This is a genomic window from Flavobacterium sp. (genome assembly GCF_029945805.1).
GTDB lineage: Bacteria > Bacteroidota > Bacteroidia > Flavobacteriales > Flavobacteriaceae > Flavobacterium.
This window is the reverse complement of sequence record NZ_JAQSDH010000017.1, coordinates 1-18,135: the sequence shown is the minus strand read 5'-3', so window position 1 is coordinate 18,135 and position 18,135 is coordinate 1. Positions and strand designations below refer to the sequence as shown.

The window sequence follows — 18,135 nt, the reverse complement described above, 5'->3', positions numbered from 1 at the left end:
ATGAAGAAAGGAGTTTACGGCATATTAAAAGCGCGTTTTTTAGTCAATGAAGATGCTACCAGAAATTGGCGTTTCATCGTGTTTCTTTTTTTATTAGCGCTTTTTATGATTGCCAATACACACCGATTTGAACAAAAAGTCTTCCGCATCACCGCTTTGACCAATGAAGTAAAAGAATTGCGCTCCGAGTTTGTTGACAAACGTTCCGAATTAATGAAATTAAAAATGGAATCGACGGTTTCAGAAAAAATGGAAGAACGAAAAATTTTTCCATCGTCCGTTCCGCCACAAAAGATAAAAGTTAAAAAACCAGCAGAAAAAAGTTTCTTTCAAAAATTATGGCATTAGAAGATAAACATATCTCTTACCGAATCTACTTAGTTGCATTCAGCATCTTCCTTATGGCTATTGGGATAATCTTTCAGTTGACCAAAATTCAATGGTCGCAAGGGGATTATTATAGAAAATTAGCCAAAGAAAGAACCGTGCGTAATTTTGTAATTCCAGCCAATAAAGGAAATGTGTATTCTGCTGATGGAAGTTTGTTGGCAACCTCTATTCCAAATTACAACATCCGTTTTGATGCTATGGCGCCAAAAGGGGATGCTTTCGATAAAAACGTTAATTCTTTATCGGATTCTTTGTCAAAGATGTTGGGTAAACCAAGTTCTTTCTACAACACACAATTAAGAATGGCCCGTTCTAACAAGAATAGGTATTTATTGATTGCACGTGATTTGAGTTATACGGAATACATCAAAATTAAAGGATTTCCGATGTTCAATTTAGGCGCTAATAAAGGCGGAATAATTACGGAACAAGAAACGGTTCGGGAACATCCAATTGGAAAAATAGCAGAAAGAACTATAGGATACGACCGAATTGACGAAAACGGAATTCGCGTTGGAAAAGGCTTAGAATGGTCGTTCAGAAAATACCTTAACGGAAAAGACGGTAAGGTCATGAAGCAAAAAATCGCAAAAGGGCAATGGAAACCGATTCGCGATGTTAATGAAGTGGATCCACAGGATGGCTATGATGTGATTTCTACTATTGATGTCTATATTCAAGATATTGCGCATCATGCTTTGTTGAAACAATTAAAACAGTTCAAGGCAGAACACGGTTGCGTGATTGTAATGGAAACCAAAACCGGAAAAATCAAAGCTATTTCTAATTTAGGAAAGCTAAAGGAAACGGATTCGACTTATTTCGAAACTCAAAATTACGCTATAGCAGAATCGCACGAACCAGGCTCTACCTTCAAATTGGTTGACATGATTGCTTTATTGGATGACAATAAAATTGACACGAGTGCCGTTTTTGATAGTAAAGGAGGAATTGTTGTTTATGGAAAAGATAAAGTACGAGATTCTCACGAAGGTGGTTACGGTAAAATTTCTTTAGCCCGAGGTTTTGAAGTTTCGTCAAACACCATAATGGTTCAAGCGGTTTATGAAAATTACAAAAATAATCCACAACAATTTATCGACAGAATTGTAAATATGGGTCTAGACAGACCATTAGGATTACCATTTCAGGGCGAAGGCAAACCAATTGTACATAAGCCAGGAGAAAAGGGATGGAATAGAAATACACTTCCGTGGATGGCGTTTGGCTATAGTGTTGCAATGACTCCTTTACAAACGTTGACATTATATAATGCAGTTGCCAACAATGGTGAAATGGTAAAACCACAATTTGTTTCTGAAATAAAAGAGTGGAATAATGTCATTAAAAATTACGACAAGCAAGTTATAAATCCAAAGATTTGTTCGGCTGAAACCATCAAAAAACTAAAAGCCGTTTTGCAAAATGTGGTAAAAAAAGGAACAGGTTCTAAATTGTATTCTAAAGATTTTTCAATGGCCGGTAAAACCGGAACAGCACAGGCAAATTATGGTCACAGTGGAGGAAGTGAGAAGCATTACATTTCTTCATTCGTTGGTTATTTTCCAGCCGATCATCCTAAATATTCTTGCATCGTTGTAGTTCATAAACCAAATACTTCGGGGAATAATTATTACGGTGCTGATGTTGCTGGACCCGTTTTCAAACGAATTGCCCAAAAGATTTTTACCGATTCGCCATCTACAAATGAAATTACTAATCTGAACCGAAAAATCAGCAAACAGGAATTGGCTTACGATGATTATAAAATCAAAGCGTCAACAGAAATGAAAGTAATTCCAAACTTAAGAGGAATGAGCGGAATGGATGCAGTTGCACTTCTTGAAAATTTAGGAATTAAAGTGAAATTAAAAGGAATCGGGAAGGTGAAAAATCAATCGATTCAATCCGGAGAACCAATTACTAAAAATACCATTATAACATTAGAATTATCGTGATTATTTTAAAAGACATATTGTACAAAGTTGGTATCGAAGCGGTGAAAGGTTCGACAGAAATGACTGTGAATAAAATCGAATTCGACTCTAGAAAGATTCAAGAGAACGATGTTTTTGTTGCGATTCGAGGAACGGTCTCAAATGGTCATGATTTTATAGAAAAAGCCATCAATCAGGGCGCTGTAGTTGTAGTTTGCGATATATTTCCAGAAGTAATTGTAACTGGAATAACTTACATACAAGTGAAAGATACCAATTCAGCTTTGGCTTTTATGGCTTCTAATTATTATGGAAATCCATCGTCAAAATTACGATTAATTGGAATTACAGGAACCAACGGAAAGACCACAATTGCATCTTTATTATACCAATTATTCCAAAAAGCAGGTTACAAAGTAGGTCTGCTGTCAACGGTAAAAATTATGGTTGGTGATGTCGAATACAAAGCAACACACACCACGCCGGATTCATTAACAATCAATTACTATTTGGATGAAATGATTGAAATTGGATGTGAATACTGCTTCATGGAAGTGAGTTCACACGGAATTCACCAAAAACGTACCGAAGCTTTACAGTTTGAAGGCGGCGTTTTTACCAATTTGTCTCACGATCATTTAGATTACCATCCAACTTTTGCAGAATACCGCGATGTGAAAAAATCATTCTTTGATCATTTGCCAAAAACGGCTTTTGTATTAACCAACATTGATGACAAAAACGGTTTGGTAATGATTCAGAATACAGCAGCACGAAAACTAACGTATGCTTTAAAATCGTACGCTGATTACAAAGCGCAAATTCTGGAAAATCAATTGACGGGATTGTTGTTGAAAATTAATGAAAATGAGGTTTGGGTGCGACTAATCGGAACATTCAATGCTTATAATTTGTTGGCAATCTACGGAACAGCGGTCGAATTAGGTTTGGATAAACTAGAAGCGTTACGATTATTATCAGAATTAGAAAGTGTTTCTGGACGTTTTCAATTTATTGTTTCGGATTTAAAGATTACGGCAATCGTAGATTATGCTCACACACCTGATGCTTTAGAAAATGTCTTGAAAACTATCAATGATATCCGTACCAATGACGAACAGTTAATTACAATTGTAGGTTGTGGTGGTGACAGAGATAAAACAAAAAGACCAATTATGGCGCATATCGCGACGACAATGAGCAACAAAGTAATTATTACTTCGGACAATCCAAGAACAGAAGATCCAATTGATATTATCGCCGAGATGGAAGCGGGTGTTGAAGTACAAAATCAAAGAAAAACAGTTTCAATTGTCGACAGAAAACAAGCCATTAAAACCGCTTGTCAGTTGGCTGGACAAAATGATATTATCCTAATCGCAGGAAAAGGGCACGAAACCTATCAGGAAATTAAGGGTGTTCGCCACGATTTCGACGATATGAAAATGGTAAAAGAGTTTTTAGAACAACTAAACAAATAACCAAATATGTTATATTATTTATTTGAATACCTAGACAAAACAATGGATATTCCGGGCGCCGGAGTTTTCCAATACATCACATTCCGTTCGGCTTTAGCGTTGATTCTTTCGTTAATGATTTCAACCATTTACGGAAAAAAAATAATCATGTTTTTGAGAAATCAGCAAGTTGGTGAAACGGTTAGAGAGCTAGGTTTAGCCGGTCAAACTCAAAAAGCTGGAACGCCAACAATGGGTGGATTAATCATCATCGTGGCCACTTTGATTCCGGTTTTGTTGTTGACCAAACTGAATAATATCTACATCATCCTTTTGGTTGTAACGACACTTTGGATGGGGACGATTGGCTTCATTGATGACTACATTAAAATTTTCAAAAAAGACAAACAGGGGTTGAAAGGAATTTTCAAAGTAATTGGTCAAGTAGGATTAGGAATCATTGTAGGTTCTGTTCTTTATTTTAATCCGACAGTAACCGTAATCGAAAAATCTAATAATCCTCCAGCCAATTTTAATCAGACCGAAACTATCGTAAGACAATCTCCCGTTGAATCAAAATCCACGGTTACTACAATTCCGTTTACCAAAAACAACGAATTGGATTATGCCAAAATTATTGAATGGACTGGTGACGGGTATGAAAACTGGGCTTGGTTGGTTTTTATTCCAATAGTGATTTTCATCATTACCGCCGTTTCAAATGGAGCAAATCTTACAGATGGAATTGACGGTTTAGCGGCCGGAACATCAGCAATATCAGTACTCGCACTCGGAATTTTTGCTTTCGTCTCCGGTAATGTCATTTTGTCAAATTATTTGAACATCATGTACATTCCAAATTCGGGTGAAATGACCGTTTTTATCGCGGCATTTGTCGGCGCCTTAATCGGATTTCTTTGGTACAATTCATATCCAGCAACGGTATTTATGGGTGATACCGGAAGTTTAACCATTGGAGGAATCATAGCAGTTTTGGCAATTTCTGTTCGAAAAGAAATGTTACTTCCTGTTTTATGCGGAATATTCTTTGCCGAGAATTTATCCGTAATTCTTCAGGTTGCTTACTTCAAATACACCAAAAAACGATACGGTGAAGGAAGACGAATATTCCTAATGTCGCCATTGCATCATCATTATCAGAAGAAAGGCTATCACGAAAGTAAAATCGTAACGCGTTTCTGGATTGTAGCAATTTTGCTAGCCATTGTTTCAATTGTGACATTAAAATTGAGATAATGCAAAGGTTAGTAATACTCGGAGGTGGAGAAAGTGGCGTAGGAACGGCCATTTTAGGGCAGCAACAAGGATATGATGTCTTTGTCTCTGACTTTGGAAGAATAAAAGATAAATACAGAGAAGTTCTTAAGCAATATGAAATTAAATGGGAAGACGAAACGCATACCGAAAACCGAATTCTGAATGCGGATGTGGTAATGAAAAGTCCGGGAATTCCAGATAAAGCGCCCATCGTAAAAAAGTTGGTTGAAAAGGGAATTCCGGTGATTTCTGAAATTGAATTCGCAGTTCAGTTTACCAATGCAAAAACCATTGGGATAACAGGAAGCAACGGAAAAACGACTACCACAATGCTCACGTATCATTTGCTAAAAGAAGGCGGATTGAACGTAGGATTGGGAGGAAATATCGGAAAGAGTTTTGCCTGGCAAGTTGCCGAAGAAAAGTACGATTACTATGTGTTGGAATTAAGCAGTTTTCAGTTGGACGGAAGTGTGAAGTACAGACCGGACATCGCCATATTAACCAACATTAGTCCAGATCATTTGGACCGATACGAATATAAATATGAAAATTATATCGCATCAAAATTTAGAATAACAATGAACCAAACCGAAAAGGATTATCTCATCTATGACGCAGATGACGAAGCGATTGCAGAATGGTTCACAAAAAATAAAACTAACGCCCAATTAATTCCTTTTTCATTAACAAAAACATTTGAAAACGGAGCATTTATAAAAAACCAAACTATGGACATCATCATCAACAACGAAGAATTTGAAATGAAAACTGGAGAAATTTCTCTAGAAGGTAAGCACAACATGAAAAACGCTATGGCAGCGACTTCTGTTGCGCAACTGATGAAAATCAGAAAGCAGACGATTCGTGAAAGTTTGTCCAATTTTCAAGGTGTCGAGCATCGTTTGGAAAAAGTGCTAAAAATACAAAATGTACAATACATCAATGATAGTAAGGCTACCAATGTAAATGCGACTTTCTTCGCTTTAGACAGCATGACGGCTCCAACAGTTTGGATTGTTGGTGGTGTGGATAAAGGAAACGACTACAGCGAAATCATGTCTTTAGTAAGAGAAAAAGTAAAAGCAATCATCTGTCTTGGTGTTGATAACAAGAAAATTATTGATGCTTTCGGAAATGTTGTTGATATGATGGTTGAAGTTGATAACATGCGTGATGCCGTAATAACAGCAAAACACCTTGCAGAAAAAGGCGATGCCGTTTTATTATCTCCGGCTTGTGCGAGCTTTGACTTGTTTCAAAATTACGAAGACAGAGGCGATCAATTTAAAGCAGCGGTTAGAAATTTATAATTCGGTTATGTGGTTATTGGGTTATTTGAGTTTCGAATAACCGAATCCACAAATTCACAAATTCACACAATGAAAGAACTAGTAAACAGTTTAAAGGGAGATAAAGTCATCTGGGCATTCGTTGCCTTGTTGGCGCTATTCTCGTTTATGCCTGTTTTTAGCGCGAGCAGTAACTTGGCGTACATGCGCCATGGTTCTGGTAATACTTTTACGTATTTACTGAAACATGCGGCTCAGGTGTCTGTTGGATTTTTTATTTTGTATAAAATTCACAAAGTTCCTTATCATTATTTTAAAACGATATCCAAAATCTTATTACCCGTCGTTTGGGGATTATTGCTTTATACTTTATTGAAAGGAACAATAATCGATGGTGCTAATGCGAGTCGTTGGATTCAGATTCCATTTATAGGGATTACGTTCCAAACATCAACTTTAGCATCCATAGTGCTTTATGTTTTTGTGGCTCGATATTTATCCAAAAAACGAGAAACGCCAATCACGTTTCAAAACTCACTTTGGGAATTGTGGACGCCTGTTTTTGTAACTTTGATTTTTATTCTTCCAGCGAATTTATCCACGGCAGCGCTTATATTCTCCATGGTAATTATGTTGGTTTTCATTGGGAAATATCCATTAAAATATAGTGCAATAATTTTAGGGGCCGGAGCTCTTGGGTTGCTCTTCTTCATATTGGTTGCCAAAGCTTTTCCAGATGCTTTCCCAAATCGTGTGGATACTTGGATTGCCCGAATTGACAATTTTACAACAGACAAACCAGACGAAGACGAGTACCAAATCGAGAAAGCTAAAATTGCCATCGCTTCTGGTGGAATTTACGGACTTGGACCTGGAAAAAGCGTACAGAAAAATTTCTTGCCTCAATCTTCTTCCGATTTTATTTATGCCATTATTGTTGAGGAATATGGTTTGATTGGTGGATTATTGGTTTTGGGATTGTATCTTTTATTGTTGTTCCGGTTTGTTGTTGCGGCCCATAAAGCCAATTCACTTTTCGGAAAACTCGTCGTCGTCGGATTGGGTTTCCCGATTATTTTTCAAGCAATGACTAATATGGCTGTCGCTGTCGAATTACTTCCTGTAACGGGACAAACCTTGCCGTTAATTAGCTCGGGAGGAAGTTCTATCTGGATGACGTGTATCGCACTTGGAATCATTTTGAGTGTGACCAGAAAAGAAGAAGAAGTTGCACAAGAATTGGCGGATCAGGAAAAGCGGAATGACGCATTACAAAAGCTTATCGATAAACAATTACAAGACGATGAAGCCGCAGAATTGGAAGATTATTCAATTGTCGATTCGGCAAATCCAATGAATGCTGTTTTGAATAAAAAATAAAATGGGAAAATTAAAATTCATATTAAGCGGTGGCGGAACAGGTGGACATATCTACCCGGCAATTGCTATTGCGAATGAATTAAAATTGCGTTTTCCCGAAGCAGAATTTCTTTTTGTAGGTGCGAAAGACAAAATGGAAATGCAAAAAGTTCCAGAAGCAGGATACAAAATCGAAGGGCTGTGGATTGCAGGTTTACAACGAAAGATAACGTTAGAAAACATAATGTTTCCACTAAAATTAGTAAACAGTTTAGTAAGGTCACGACAGATAATCAAAGAATTTAAACCTGATGTCGTAATTGGAACCGGGGGTTTTGCGAGCGGACCATTATTGCAAATGGCCAATGCATTTAGAATTCCAACGGTAATTCAAGAACAAAATTCGTATCCGGGGATTACTAATAAATTATTGAGTAAGAAAGCCAGTGCTATTTGCGTAGCATATGAAAATTTGGAGCGTTTTTTTCCAGCAGATAAAATAGTATTTACCGGAAATCCAGTGCGGCAGGATTTATTAGAAATTAATTCTAAAAGAATAGAAGCAATTAAATATTTTAATCTGAATCCAAATAAGAAAACACTTTTGGTTCTTGGTGGAAGCCTTGGTGCACGAAGAATGAATCAATTAATTGAAAAGGAAATTTACAACATTGTTGCAAAAGATATTCAAATTATTTGGCAATGTGGCAAATTGTATTATCACGATTACAACCATTTCACTGATGGGGCAGTAGTGCAAGTTTTGGCTTTTATTGACCGAATGGATTTGGTTTATGCTGCTGCAGATTTTGTGATTTCACGCGCCGGAGCATCGTCTGTTTCGGAATTGTGTTTGGTTGGAAAACCAGTAATTTTCATTCCATCACCAAACGTAGCCGAAGATCATCAGACCAAGAATGCCAAAGCAATTGTAGATAAAAATGGAGCGCTTTTAATTAAAGAAAATGATTTAGATACCACTTTTGAAACGGTATTTTTTAATCTGGTTTCCGATGAAAATCTACAGAAAGAATTAAGTGAAAACATCAAAAAGTTAGCTAAACCAAATGCTACAAAAGATATAGTGGAACAAATAATAAAATTGATTAAATAACAATATCAATGACAATGTCAATATCAAAATTGATTATTGACATTGAAATTGCAATTGACATTGAAAATGAATTTAAGTCAGATACATAACGTATATTTCATCGGAATCGGAGGCATCGGAATGAGTGCTTTGGCTCGGTATTTCCAAAACATTGGTAAGAATGTTTCGGGTTACGACAAAACGCCAACTATGCTTACGGATGAATTAATTGCCGGCGGAATGAACATTCATTTTGAGGATAGTATCGCTTTGATTCCAGCGGAATATTATGTTGAAAATACGTTGGTAATCATAACACCTGCGGTTCCCATTTTGCATTCGGAATGGAATTATTTTATCGAAAGAGACTATGTTGTAAAAAAACGCGCCGAAGTCTTGGGTATCATTACCAAAGATACCTTTTGTTTCGCCGTTGCCGGAACACATGGGAAAACTACAACATCAAGTATTCTGGGTCATATTTTATATGAAAGTGGCGCCGATGTAACTGCTTTTATTGGTGGAATCGTTGAAAATTATCACTCGAATTTAATTGGAAACGGAAAAACAGTAACTGTTGTTGAAGCTGATGAATTTGATCGCTCCTTTTTACACTTGCATCCCAACATTGCTTGTGTTACCTCAATGGATGCTGATCATTTGGATATTTATGGCGACAAAAATGCGATTGAAGAGTCGTTCCGTGAATTTGCCGCAAAAGTTGAAGATACCAATAATTTATTTGTCCCTGTGGGATTGCCTTTAAAAGCGCTAACCACCGGAATTGATGAAGAAGCAACCTATAAAGCGTTTAATATTCGTATAGAAAATGGATTTTATGTTTTTGATGTGCAAACGCCGTCAGAAATTATGAAAGATTTAAAATTCGGTTTGCCTGGAAGACACAATTTAATGAATGCTCTGATGGCTTTAGCAATGGCCAAGACTTATGGCACCCCAACCGAGTCTATCGCTAAGGCCTTGGCATCATTCAAAGGAATTCAGCGTAGATTTTCCTATCAGATTAAGAATGAAAATTTAGTTTATATTGATGATTACGCGCATCATCCGACCGAAATTAATGCAGTGCATCAAGCGGTTCGCGAGTTGTATCCGAATCAAAAAGTAATGGCGATTTTTCAGCCGCATTTATTTAGCAGAACTAAAGATTTTGCAGATGATTTTGCCAAAAGTTTGGCGCAATTTGATGAAATTTTATTGATGGATATTTATCCAGCACGTGAATTACCGATGGAAGGAATTTCGTCTGAATGGTTGCTTTCAAAAATTAAAAATAAGAACAAAAAATTAGTTTCAAAAACCGATTTAATTCCGTCAATTTTAGAAAGTGAAGCAAAAATAATTGTAACAATTGGAGCGGGAGATATTGGTGAATTAGTTCCGAAAATTAAACAAGCATTATCATGAAAATAGTCACTTGGACAAACATACGACTTGTACTGATGATTCTATTGGTAATCTTGCTGTATTCGTTCACTTCGTATAAAAATGAGCATCGAAAAATCAAGAAAACTGAAGTGATTTTTGTAGGCGAAAACACTCTTTTTTTAAAAGAAGAAACGGTTAATAAATTGTTAATAGAAAAAAATAAGGACATACAAACTTTGAATAAAGTTGATTTAGATTTGAAGAAATTGGAGTCGTCTATCAACAAACAACAATTGATTCAAAAAGCCGATGTTTTTGTCAGTGTTGATGGGGTTTTAAAAGCAGTGGTTAAACAAAAGACACCAGTCGGAAGAGTATTTGACGAGACGGGTTCTTTTTATATTGACAGTGAGGGAAATAAGATGCCGTTATCGGATAAGTATACCGCGAGAGTTCCGCTAGTTTCGGGAGAAATTCCCGTAGTGAAAAAGGGAAAATTATCTGAAGTTTTACGGATGATTGCGGAGGATGAGTTTCTGAAAAAAAACATCATTGGTGTGCAAGTTTTGCCTAATGGAAGCTTAGTTATGGCTACCAGAAATTACGATTACAAAATCGATTTTGGCAGAACTATCAACATTGAGAAGAAATTTAAGAATTATAAAGCGTTTTTTCAGAAGGCAGTTTCAGATAGCACTTTGAACAAATACAAAAGGATTAACCTGAAGTTTACTAAGCAAGTTGTTTGCGTTAAATAGAAGATTATGGAAAAAGAGAATATTGCAGTCGGATTAGACATTGGAACAACCAAGATTGTTGCCATGATTGGCAAGAAAAATGAATATGGAAAGTTGGAAATTTTGGGTGTTGGAAAATCCAAAAGTCTTGGTGTGGCTCGTGGTGTTGTTAATAATATTACACAAACCATTCAATCTATTCAGCAGGCAGTTGTTGAGGCAGAAACAAATTCAGGCTATAAAATAAATGATGTTGTTGTTGGTATAGCTGGGCAGCATATTCGAAGCATTCAACATACGGATTACGTAATAAGAACAAACCCTGAGGAAGTTATCAGCGGAAGAGATATTCAGTTGCTAATTGACCAGGTTAATAAATTGGCGATGCTACCGGGAGAGGAAATTATCCACGTATTGCCACAAGAATTTAAAATTGACGGGCAATCTGAAATCAAAGAACCAATCGGAATGTATGGTGGAAGATTAGAAGCAAGTTTTCACGTAGTTGTTGGACAAGCGTCTTCGATCAGAAACGTCGGTAGATGTATTCAGAGTTCTGGAATTGAATTATCAGGATTAACATTAGAACCCTTGGCTTCTGCTGATGCCGTTTTGAGTCAGGAAGAAAAAGAAGCCGGTGTTGCTTTGATTGATATTGGTGGCGGAACAACAGATTTAGCCATTTTTAAAGATGGAATTATCCGTCATACCGCAGTCGTTCCTTTTGGGGGAAATGTAATTACAGATGACATCAAAGAAGGGTGTTCAATCATTGAAAAGCAAGCCGAATTATTAAAAACAAAGTTTGGGTCTGCATGGCCAGGTGAAAATAAAGACAACGAAATTGTTTCGATTCCGGGATTAAGAGGAAGAGATCCAAAAGAAATTTCGTTGAAGAATTTGTCTAAAATAATCCACGCACGTGTTGTGGAGATTGTTGAGCAGGTTTTTACCGAAATAAAAGTATACGGACACGAAGATCCGCGCAGAAAACTGATCGCCGGAATTGTATTGACTGGTGGTGGCGCACAATTGAAGCACATCAAACAATTAGTAGAATACATTACCGGAATGGACACCAGAATTGGATATCCAAACGAACATTTGGCTGGAAATTCAAGCGAAGAAATTTCAAGTCCATTATACGCAACAGCGGTAGGATTAGTAATGAACAGTATCGAAAACAATTCGAACAGCGCTTACAAAATTGAATTAAAAGAATATGTTCCTGAAACGCCTAGACAAATTGCATTTCAACAGCCTATGCAGCAGGTAGCGCAGCAAGAAGCAGTTGCGGAGGAAGAAATTATCAAAGAACTATCTCCTGAAATCAATCTGGAAACAGAAACAACTGAAAACAAGATTAAAAGATCATTCTTTGACCGTTATGTTGAAAAAATTAAAGACTTTCTAGATAACGCAGAGTAAAAAAGTGTTCAGTTTTCAGTGTTGAGAAAGTAGCATTGGAAACCTTAAACAAATAAACAGAAATACAGAATATATAAATACCTAATACCAAAATAGTATGATAAGCAACTCAGAATTTGGAAACATCTCGTTTGATTTACCAAAGAATCAATCAAATGTAATTAAAGTAATTGGTGTTGGTGGCGGTGGAAGTAACGCAATCAACCACATGTTTAAACAAGGAATCAAAGGCGTTGATTTCATTGTTTGTAACACCGATTCACAAGCGCTTCAAAATAGCCCTGTGCCAAATAAAATTCAGTTAGGAGTTTCCTTGACAGAAGGACTCGGTGCTGGAGCAAATCCTGAGGTTGGACAGCAATCAGCGATAGAAAGTATTGGTGACATTGAAAAAATGTTAGACAGCAATACCAAAATGGTTTTCATCACTGCCGGAATGGGCGGTGGAACTGGAACTGGAGCTGCGCCCGTAATCGCTCAATTGGCTAAAGAAAGAGGGATACTTACCGTGGGAATAGTTACAAAACCGTTTCAGTTTGAAGGTAAAGTGCGTTACGAACAAGCCTTATTAGGTGTTGAAAAATTAAGAAATCAAGTCGACTCTTTAATTGTTATCAATAATAATAAATTGAGAGAAGTATATGGGAATCTTGGTTTCAAAGCAGGATTTTCAAAAGCTGACGAAGTATTGGCTACCGCTTCTCGTGGTATTGCCGAAGTAATTACGCACCACTATACTCAGAATATCGACTTAAAAGACGCCAAAACAGTATTGTCAAATAGCGGTTCAGCCATTATGGGTTCGTCAATTGCTACGGGTGATAACCGAGCAAAAGAAGCCATTATTTCCGCTTTAGATTCTCCGTTGTTAGATGATAATAAAATTGCTGGAGCCAAAAACGTATTGTTGCTTATCGTTTCTGGGTCTAACGAGATTACAATTGATGAAATTGGAGAAATCAATGACCACATTCAATCAGAAGCGGGGCATGGTGCTAATATTATCATGGGTGTTGGTGAAGACGAAACTCTAGGTGAAGCTATTGCCGTCACTATTATTGCTACAGGATTTAACGTAGAACAACAAAACGGAATCGTAAATACAGAAGTTAAGAAAATTGTTCACGCATTAGAGGATGATCAAAAAATCGTTCGTGATTTAATGCAAAAATCAGTTGAGGCTTTTCAATCGATTGAAAATCCAATTGAAGCTAAGGAAGAAAAAATCGTTTTCGAATTAATCGAAGAAGAAGTTGAAAGTATGGCAGTTGTTGAAACTCCAGCTGTTGCTGCTGCTATCGATGAAAACGAATTGATTGCTATGAATCATTTTATCAGAAATCTAGACGTGACTTTTGAAATTGTTTCTCCAATTAAAGATATTGACTTCAAAATAACCACTCCTGAAGTTCGTGAAATTAAGGTGATCGAGCCTTTGGCTGTTACAGAAAAAGAAGAACAAATTGTGTTTAGTTTTGATATGCCTGCTATGCCAACATTTGAAAGAGTAGAGGAAGTGAACCCAATTGAAGCTGTTCAAGAAAGCAGAATCGTATTCGATTTATCGGAATCAGTAAATGAAATTGTAGTTAATGAGGCGGTAGAATTCGTGCCAGTAACCGAACTTAATGAAGGTGGTATCATCAAATATTCTTTGGAAGAGTACATGGAGTTGGAAAACGACTTGTTGAACTCTAAACCAGCTGCAGCAGTAGTTGTAGAAGAGCCGATTGCTGAAGAATTAAAGATTACAATGAAGCAGGTTGAACCAACAGTAAATCCTTTTGCTACGTATTCAGAAGATCTTTCTCCAGTAGAAATGACTATCGAGGATTCGTTGAAAAACAGAGCGGATGACAGAAGAAGAAAAATGAAAGAGTTCAATTATAAATTCCATAACAACCCTTCAAAAATTGAAGAAATGGAAAAAGAACCAGCTTACAAACGTTTAGGAGTAGATCTGTCACACAACCCTCAATCGAATTCAAACTCAAGAATGTCAATTGGAAAAGACAGCAACGACGATACCCAGTTGCGTTCAAACAATTCCTTCTTACACGATAATGTTGACTAGTCTCTAACTTCTTTAAAAAATTGTTAACCCGATAATTTCATTGCGATTTTCGGGTTATTTTTTTTACCTTCGCGAAGCTTTTTTAGAGGTGCAAGAATCTAAGCAGTCTAAAAATCTAATTCAACTAACAAATCTAGAATATGAGTTTATCAACCCAAATAATGGACGAAATCAAAAATGCAATGCGAGCCAAAGACACCGTTGCGTTGGAAGCATTGAGAGCCATCAAATCAGAAATACTATTAGCACAAACGGCTACTGGATCAAAAGAAGAAATCACAGAAGCTGACGAAATTAAAATATTGCAGAAATTGGTTAAGATGCGCAAAGACAGCGCAGAAATTTTTACCACGCAAAACCGTCCAGACTTAGCAGAACCTGAATTGGCTCAAATCGCAATAATTGAAAAATTCCTTCCAGCTCAGTTGTCAGAAGCAGAAGTAGAAGCAATCGTTGCCAAAATCATTGCAGAAACTGGAGCATCTGGAATAGCGTCAATGGGAAAAGTTATGGGATTGGCTTCAGCCCAAATTGGTGGATCAGCTGAAGGAAAAACGATATCGACTATTGTTAAGAAACTTTTAGTTTAGACAACTTAGACTTCATAGATTTTTCTAACTATCTAAAATGTCTAACAATCTTTAAAAAAAAACGGCTCCGTAGTTCAACTGGATAGAATATCAGATTTCGGCTCTGATGGTTGCAGGTTCGAACCCTGCCGGGGTCACGCAATGGGACAACTCTAATTTTTTAGATTTGTCCCATTTTTTTACACCTCCGTAAGCCCTGTTTACACTGGTAATTTTGTTTAAAATTGGGTTTACATCAGCGGTTCGAACTTTTTTATTTTCAAAATGGATTTTATTTGGAAATATCGAACCAATTAGCATTCGTTTTCCTTCTATATCCGCCTCAGTGTATTGTTTTTCAATGACATCTAATTTATTAAGTCCTTTTTGATATAGTTGAATAACATCTTTTTTATCAATAGTGTCATTCTCTTTGTCTTTTAGTTCCAAGTAGATATTCTCATATCGCGTTTTAGTAATTTGATAATCATTTTTATCAATCTCACCGTCCACAAACATATCTTGAAGACGTTCTATTTTTTGTTCTATTTTATCTACTTGTTCAAAATGTTTTGGCCCAAGCTGTTTTGATTCAGTTTGTTTGGCGAGTTGTTCTTTGACAATTTCCTCAAATAGAATCTTGACTTGTCCTTTCAGAGTAATACTCTTAAGATAATCGTTTAGCCATATATTTACATCATCAAGCTGATATCGTCCATTACAAGGGCTAATACAATGATAATACGAATAATATTTCGAACGGCCTTTGGAAGTGCTGGCTGTTAAAGGATTATTACATACCGGACATAATAAAAAACCTTTTAATGGAAAGTTTTCATTTAATTTTTTATGATTTGTATGGTGCTTTTTTCTTCTGTTATTTAAAACATCTTGTACTTTGTCAAATAAAGATTTAGTAATAATAGGTTCGTGCAATCCATTTACATAACATTCCTTTTCATCTTTGTAAGCTTTAATGAAAATGGCTCCATAGTAGACAGGATTTCTTAAAAGTGCTGCAAAAGGAGTTCTACTACTTTTTAATCCTTTTGCTTTTAGTTTATAAAGCACTTCTTTTTGGTTATACAAACCAGTACCCATTAATTCGTATGCTTCTTGAATGAATACTGCGTCCTTATTTGGAACTAAAATAGGCTTTTTAAAACTATCTCTTTCGTTGGAGTACCCAATTGGGGAACTTCCCATATATCTGCCCTCTTTTAATGCTCTGCGCATTCCAGCAATAACATTTAAAGACCGGCGATGATTTTCTACCTCTGGTATAGAAAGATAAACTGCAAGCATTAATCCTTGTTCTGGAATGGTTAAATCAAGAGGCTGCTCTATAGCGTTTACTCTAATAACTAGACTATTGAAAGTTGCTATCATTTGATATGACTCAGCGGTATTTCGAGAGAACCTATCCCATTTTATAAAAACAACTTGATTTACTATTTTTTTATTTTTTTTACAAAACTCCAGTAGCTTTTTAAATTCAGGTCGCTTAAATGTTTTAGCTGAATAATCTTCTCTGTAGATGGCCATCACATTCAAATTATTTTGTGAACAATAATTCAATAGTTTTTGTTCTTGGTCTCTAAGTGAATATCCTTTTCCTGCTTGTTCGTCCGTTGACACGCGCACATATAAAACAACATTAGTCATCTCAATTTCTTTTTAAAAGGTTGTTGATTGATAGTATGGCTAATACATCCAGAAAATCTAGCATTTGCATAATCTCTTCATCGGTGTACTCTATTTCTTTTTGCTCATTTAAAATTTGTTTGGCTTTTTCAAATTCCATTTTGACTTACGGACAGAAAGTAGTAGGCTATACTAGTTTATGTTTTTAGTCTATTTAGTGCTAAGGGCTTCTTAGGACTTTATCCTTTTTTTAAAATTTCTTTTCTAGTATTGTTTATTATTATATGTTTATCATTTCTATAAACCAACTCCATTTTTTCATATTTTTTAAAACCTAAAATCCTCCTAACCTCTTTTGCATTTTCATTTTTAACCTCTTGTTCAAAAGTCAAACTCAAAGTAATGTCACCAGTTAAATGTTTTGAAACTTTTATTTCTTTGCACAAATCATCATTCAAGGCATCAATAATTTTTTTTTCATTTTGATTGAATAAATCTAATTGGAAAGTGTATTTGTCAAAGTTCGAATTTTCAAACAACTTTCCTATTAAAGGTGCTATCGGAACATTTATGAAGGTATCTTTAAGAATACTATCTGATATTGATTTACCACTATTAGAATACGAATTATTGCTATCTATTTTTAAAATTTCTACTTCTAAAAATCCATTATTTTTTTTTATAATTAAAGAAACAGAAATCTCTCTTATTAAAATATCACTCAAAAATCCACCAATATTTTTAAATAAAATGGCATTTTTTTTATCGATAACATTATCTATTAATTTTAAAAAACTTCCATCAATCAAAAATGGCATTATCTTTTCTTGATATTCACTAGGTATATATTTTAGTATTGAATTAATAAATTCATCATTTGCTTTTGAGTCTATTTTTTCTTGATCTAATTGAATATTTGAATATATTATATCTTTCAAAGATCTGATGGTTTGAAAATCGACATTAAACTCTCTAAGTTCTTTTATTATTAACAACCAAAGCGCATCAAACACATTCAATAATACTCGCTCTCTTTTTTCAACACCATGGGATTTAATTTCTTTATAAGTATTCAATAAATTCTCTTTTTTCCAGTGGATGTAATTCCTTGATGGAATATTCAATAAGTTTAGAGGGATTTTTTTTTCAAAAATTTTCGGATAAAAATCGTAGATACTCATAGTTTTATTATTACTCTACAAATGTAACTTAATATATTTATGTTACAAGTATGTTTTTTAAATAATATTTGTATTTTTGTTGAAACAAAAAAATTATATGAAAAAACCAATTAAATACTGTGAAAATCCTGATTGTGGTGACACGATAGAATACAAATCATCTAAAAAGAAGTATTGTAATGATTATTGCAGAAATCATCATGGATACAAAAGAAGAACGGAAGAAAATCTAGAATTTTTAATATTTAAAAACATTATTGTCCGATAAAAAATAAAACCGTTTGATTTTATTTCATATCTATTT

General features: G+C 35.4%; 15 protein-coding genes and 1 tRNA gene. 13 read left to right on the top strand and 3 right to left on the bottom strand.

Going from position 1 to position 18,135, the window contains the following annotated elements; translation table 11 throughout:
* The 13 genes from PSU83_RS04045 to PSU83_RS03985 all read left to right on the top strand — a co-directional run bounded on the left by PSU83_RS04045 (position 1) and on the right by PSU83_RS03985 (position 15,164).
* Complete coding sequence (locus PSU83_RS04045) at positions 1–348, top strand: FtsL-like putative cell division protein (RefSeq protein WP_300586987.1); 348 nt, start codon at positions 1–3, stop codon at positions 346–348.
* On the top strand, positions 339–2,348 hold the full coding sequence (locus PSU83_RS04040; RefSeq protein ID WP_300586984.1) for a penicillin-binding protein: 2,010 nt from the start codon (positions 339–341) through the stop codon (positions 2,346–2,348). Before PSU83_RS04045 ends, PSU83_RS04040 begins: the two co-directional genes overlap by 10 nt.
* Positions 2,345–3,808, top strand: a complete 1,464-nt coding sequence (locus tag PSU83_RS04035) for a UDP-N-acetylmuramoyl-L-alanyl-D-glutamate--2,6-diaminopimelate ligase (RefSeq protein ID WP_300586982.1) — start codon at positions 2,345–2,347, stop codon at positions 3,806–3,808. Before PSU83_RS04040 ends, PSU83_RS04035 begins: the two co-directional genes overlap by 4 nt.
* Before the next feature lie 6 nt (positions 3,809–3,814).
* Positions 3,815–5,044 carry a phospho-N-acetylmuramoyl-pentapeptide-transferase gene (gene mraY, locus PSU83_RS04030; RefSeq protein WP_300586980.1) on the top strand — a complete coding sequence of 410 codons (1,230 nt, stop codon included), beginning with the start codon at positions 3,815–3,817 and terminating at the stop codon, positions 5,042–5,044.
* On the top strand, positions 5,044–6,378 hold the full coding sequence (gene murD, locus PSU83_RS04025) for a UDP-N-acetylmuramoyl-L-alanine--D-glutamate ligase (protein WP_300586977.1): 1,335 nt from the start codon (positions 5,044–5,046) through the stop codon (positions 6,376–6,378). The genes mraY and murD overlap by 1 nt, the downstream gene beginning before the upstream one ends.
* A gap of 69 nt (positions 6,379–6,447) precedes the next feature.
* Complete coding sequence (locus tag PSU83_RS04020; protein WP_300586976.1) at positions 6,448–7,737, top strand: FtsW/RodA/SpoVE family cell cycle protein; 1,290 nt, start codon at positions 6,448–6,450, stop codon at positions 7,735–7,737.
* 1 nt (position 7,738) lies between these two features.
* Positions 7,739–8,830: an undecaprenyldiphospho-muramoylpentapeptide beta-N-acetylglucosaminyltransferase gene (gene murG, locus PSU83_RS04015; RefSeq protein ID WP_300586974.1), complete on the top strand. Its 1,092-nt coding sequence runs from the start codon at positions 7,739–7,741 to the stop codon at positions 8,828–8,830.
* Positions 8,831–8,896: 66 nt separating this feature from the next.
* Complete coding sequence (gene murC / locus PSU83_RS04010) at positions 8,897–10,237, top strand: UDP-N-acetylmuramate--L-alanine ligase (RefSeq protein WP_300586972.1); 1,341 nt, start codon at positions 8,897–8,899, stop codon at positions 10,235–10,237.
* On the top strand, positions 10,234–10,956 hold the full coding sequence (locus tag PSU83_RS04005; RefSeq protein ID WP_300586970.1) for a cell division protein FtsQ: 723 nt from the start codon (positions 10,234–10,236) through the stop codon (positions 10,954–10,956). The genes murC and PSU83_RS04005 overlap by 4 nt, the downstream gene beginning before the upstream one ends.
* Before the next feature lie 6 nt (positions 10,957–10,962).
* Positions 10,963–12,363, top strand: coding sequence for a cell division protein FtsA (gene ftsA, locus PSU83_RS04000; RefSeq protein ID WP_300586968.1), 1,401 nt, complete (start codon positions 10,963–10,965; stop codon positions 12,361–12,363).
* 97 nt (positions 12,364–12,460) lie between these two features.
* Positions 12,461–14,437 carry a cell division protein FtsZ gene (gene ftsZ, locus PSU83_RS03995; protein ID WP_300586966.1) on the top strand — a complete coding sequence of 659 codons (1,977 nt, stop codon included), beginning with the start codon at positions 12,461–12,463 and terminating at the stop codon, positions 14,435–14,437.
* Between the two features lie 140 nt (positions 14,438–14,577).
* Positions 14,578–15,027: a GatB/YqeY domain-containing protein gene (locus tag PSU83_RS03990; RefSeq protein WP_300586964.1), complete on the top strand. Its 450-nt coding sequence runs from the start codon at positions 14,578–14,580 to the stop codon at positions 15,025–15,027.
* A gap of 63 nt (positions 15,028–15,090) precedes the next feature.
* Positions 15,091–15,164: transfer RNA gene (locus tag PSU83_RS03985), tRNA-Arg, on the top strand.
* On the opposite strand, the gene PSU83_RS14770 is transcribed toward PSU83_RS03985, so the two are convergent.
* The 3 genes from PSU83_RS14770 to PSU83_RS03975 form a co-directional block, all read right to left on the bottom strand.
* Positions 15,118–16,671, bottom strand: coding sequence for a recombinase family protein (locus PSU83_RS14770; protein WP_363319866.1), 1,554 nt, complete (start codon positions 16,669–16,671; stop codon positions 15,118–15,120). The two genes, PSU83_RS03985 and PSU83_RS14770, sit on opposite strands and share 47 nt — an antisense overlap.
* Position 16,672: 1 nt before the next feature.
* Positions 16,673–16,810, bottom strand: coding sequence for a hypothetical protein (locus PSU83_RS03980; RefSeq protein ID WP_300586962.1), 138 nt, complete (start codon positions 16,808–16,810; stop codon positions 16,673–16,675).
* 79 nt (positions 16,811–16,889) lie between these two features.
* A complete protein-coding gene (locus tag PSU83_RS03975) occupies positions 16,890–17,831 on the bottom strand; it encodes a hypothetical protein (RefSeq protein ID WP_300586959.1) in 942 nt (313 codons plus the stop codon).
* Between the last annotated feature and the right edge of the window lie 304 nt (positions 17,832–18,135).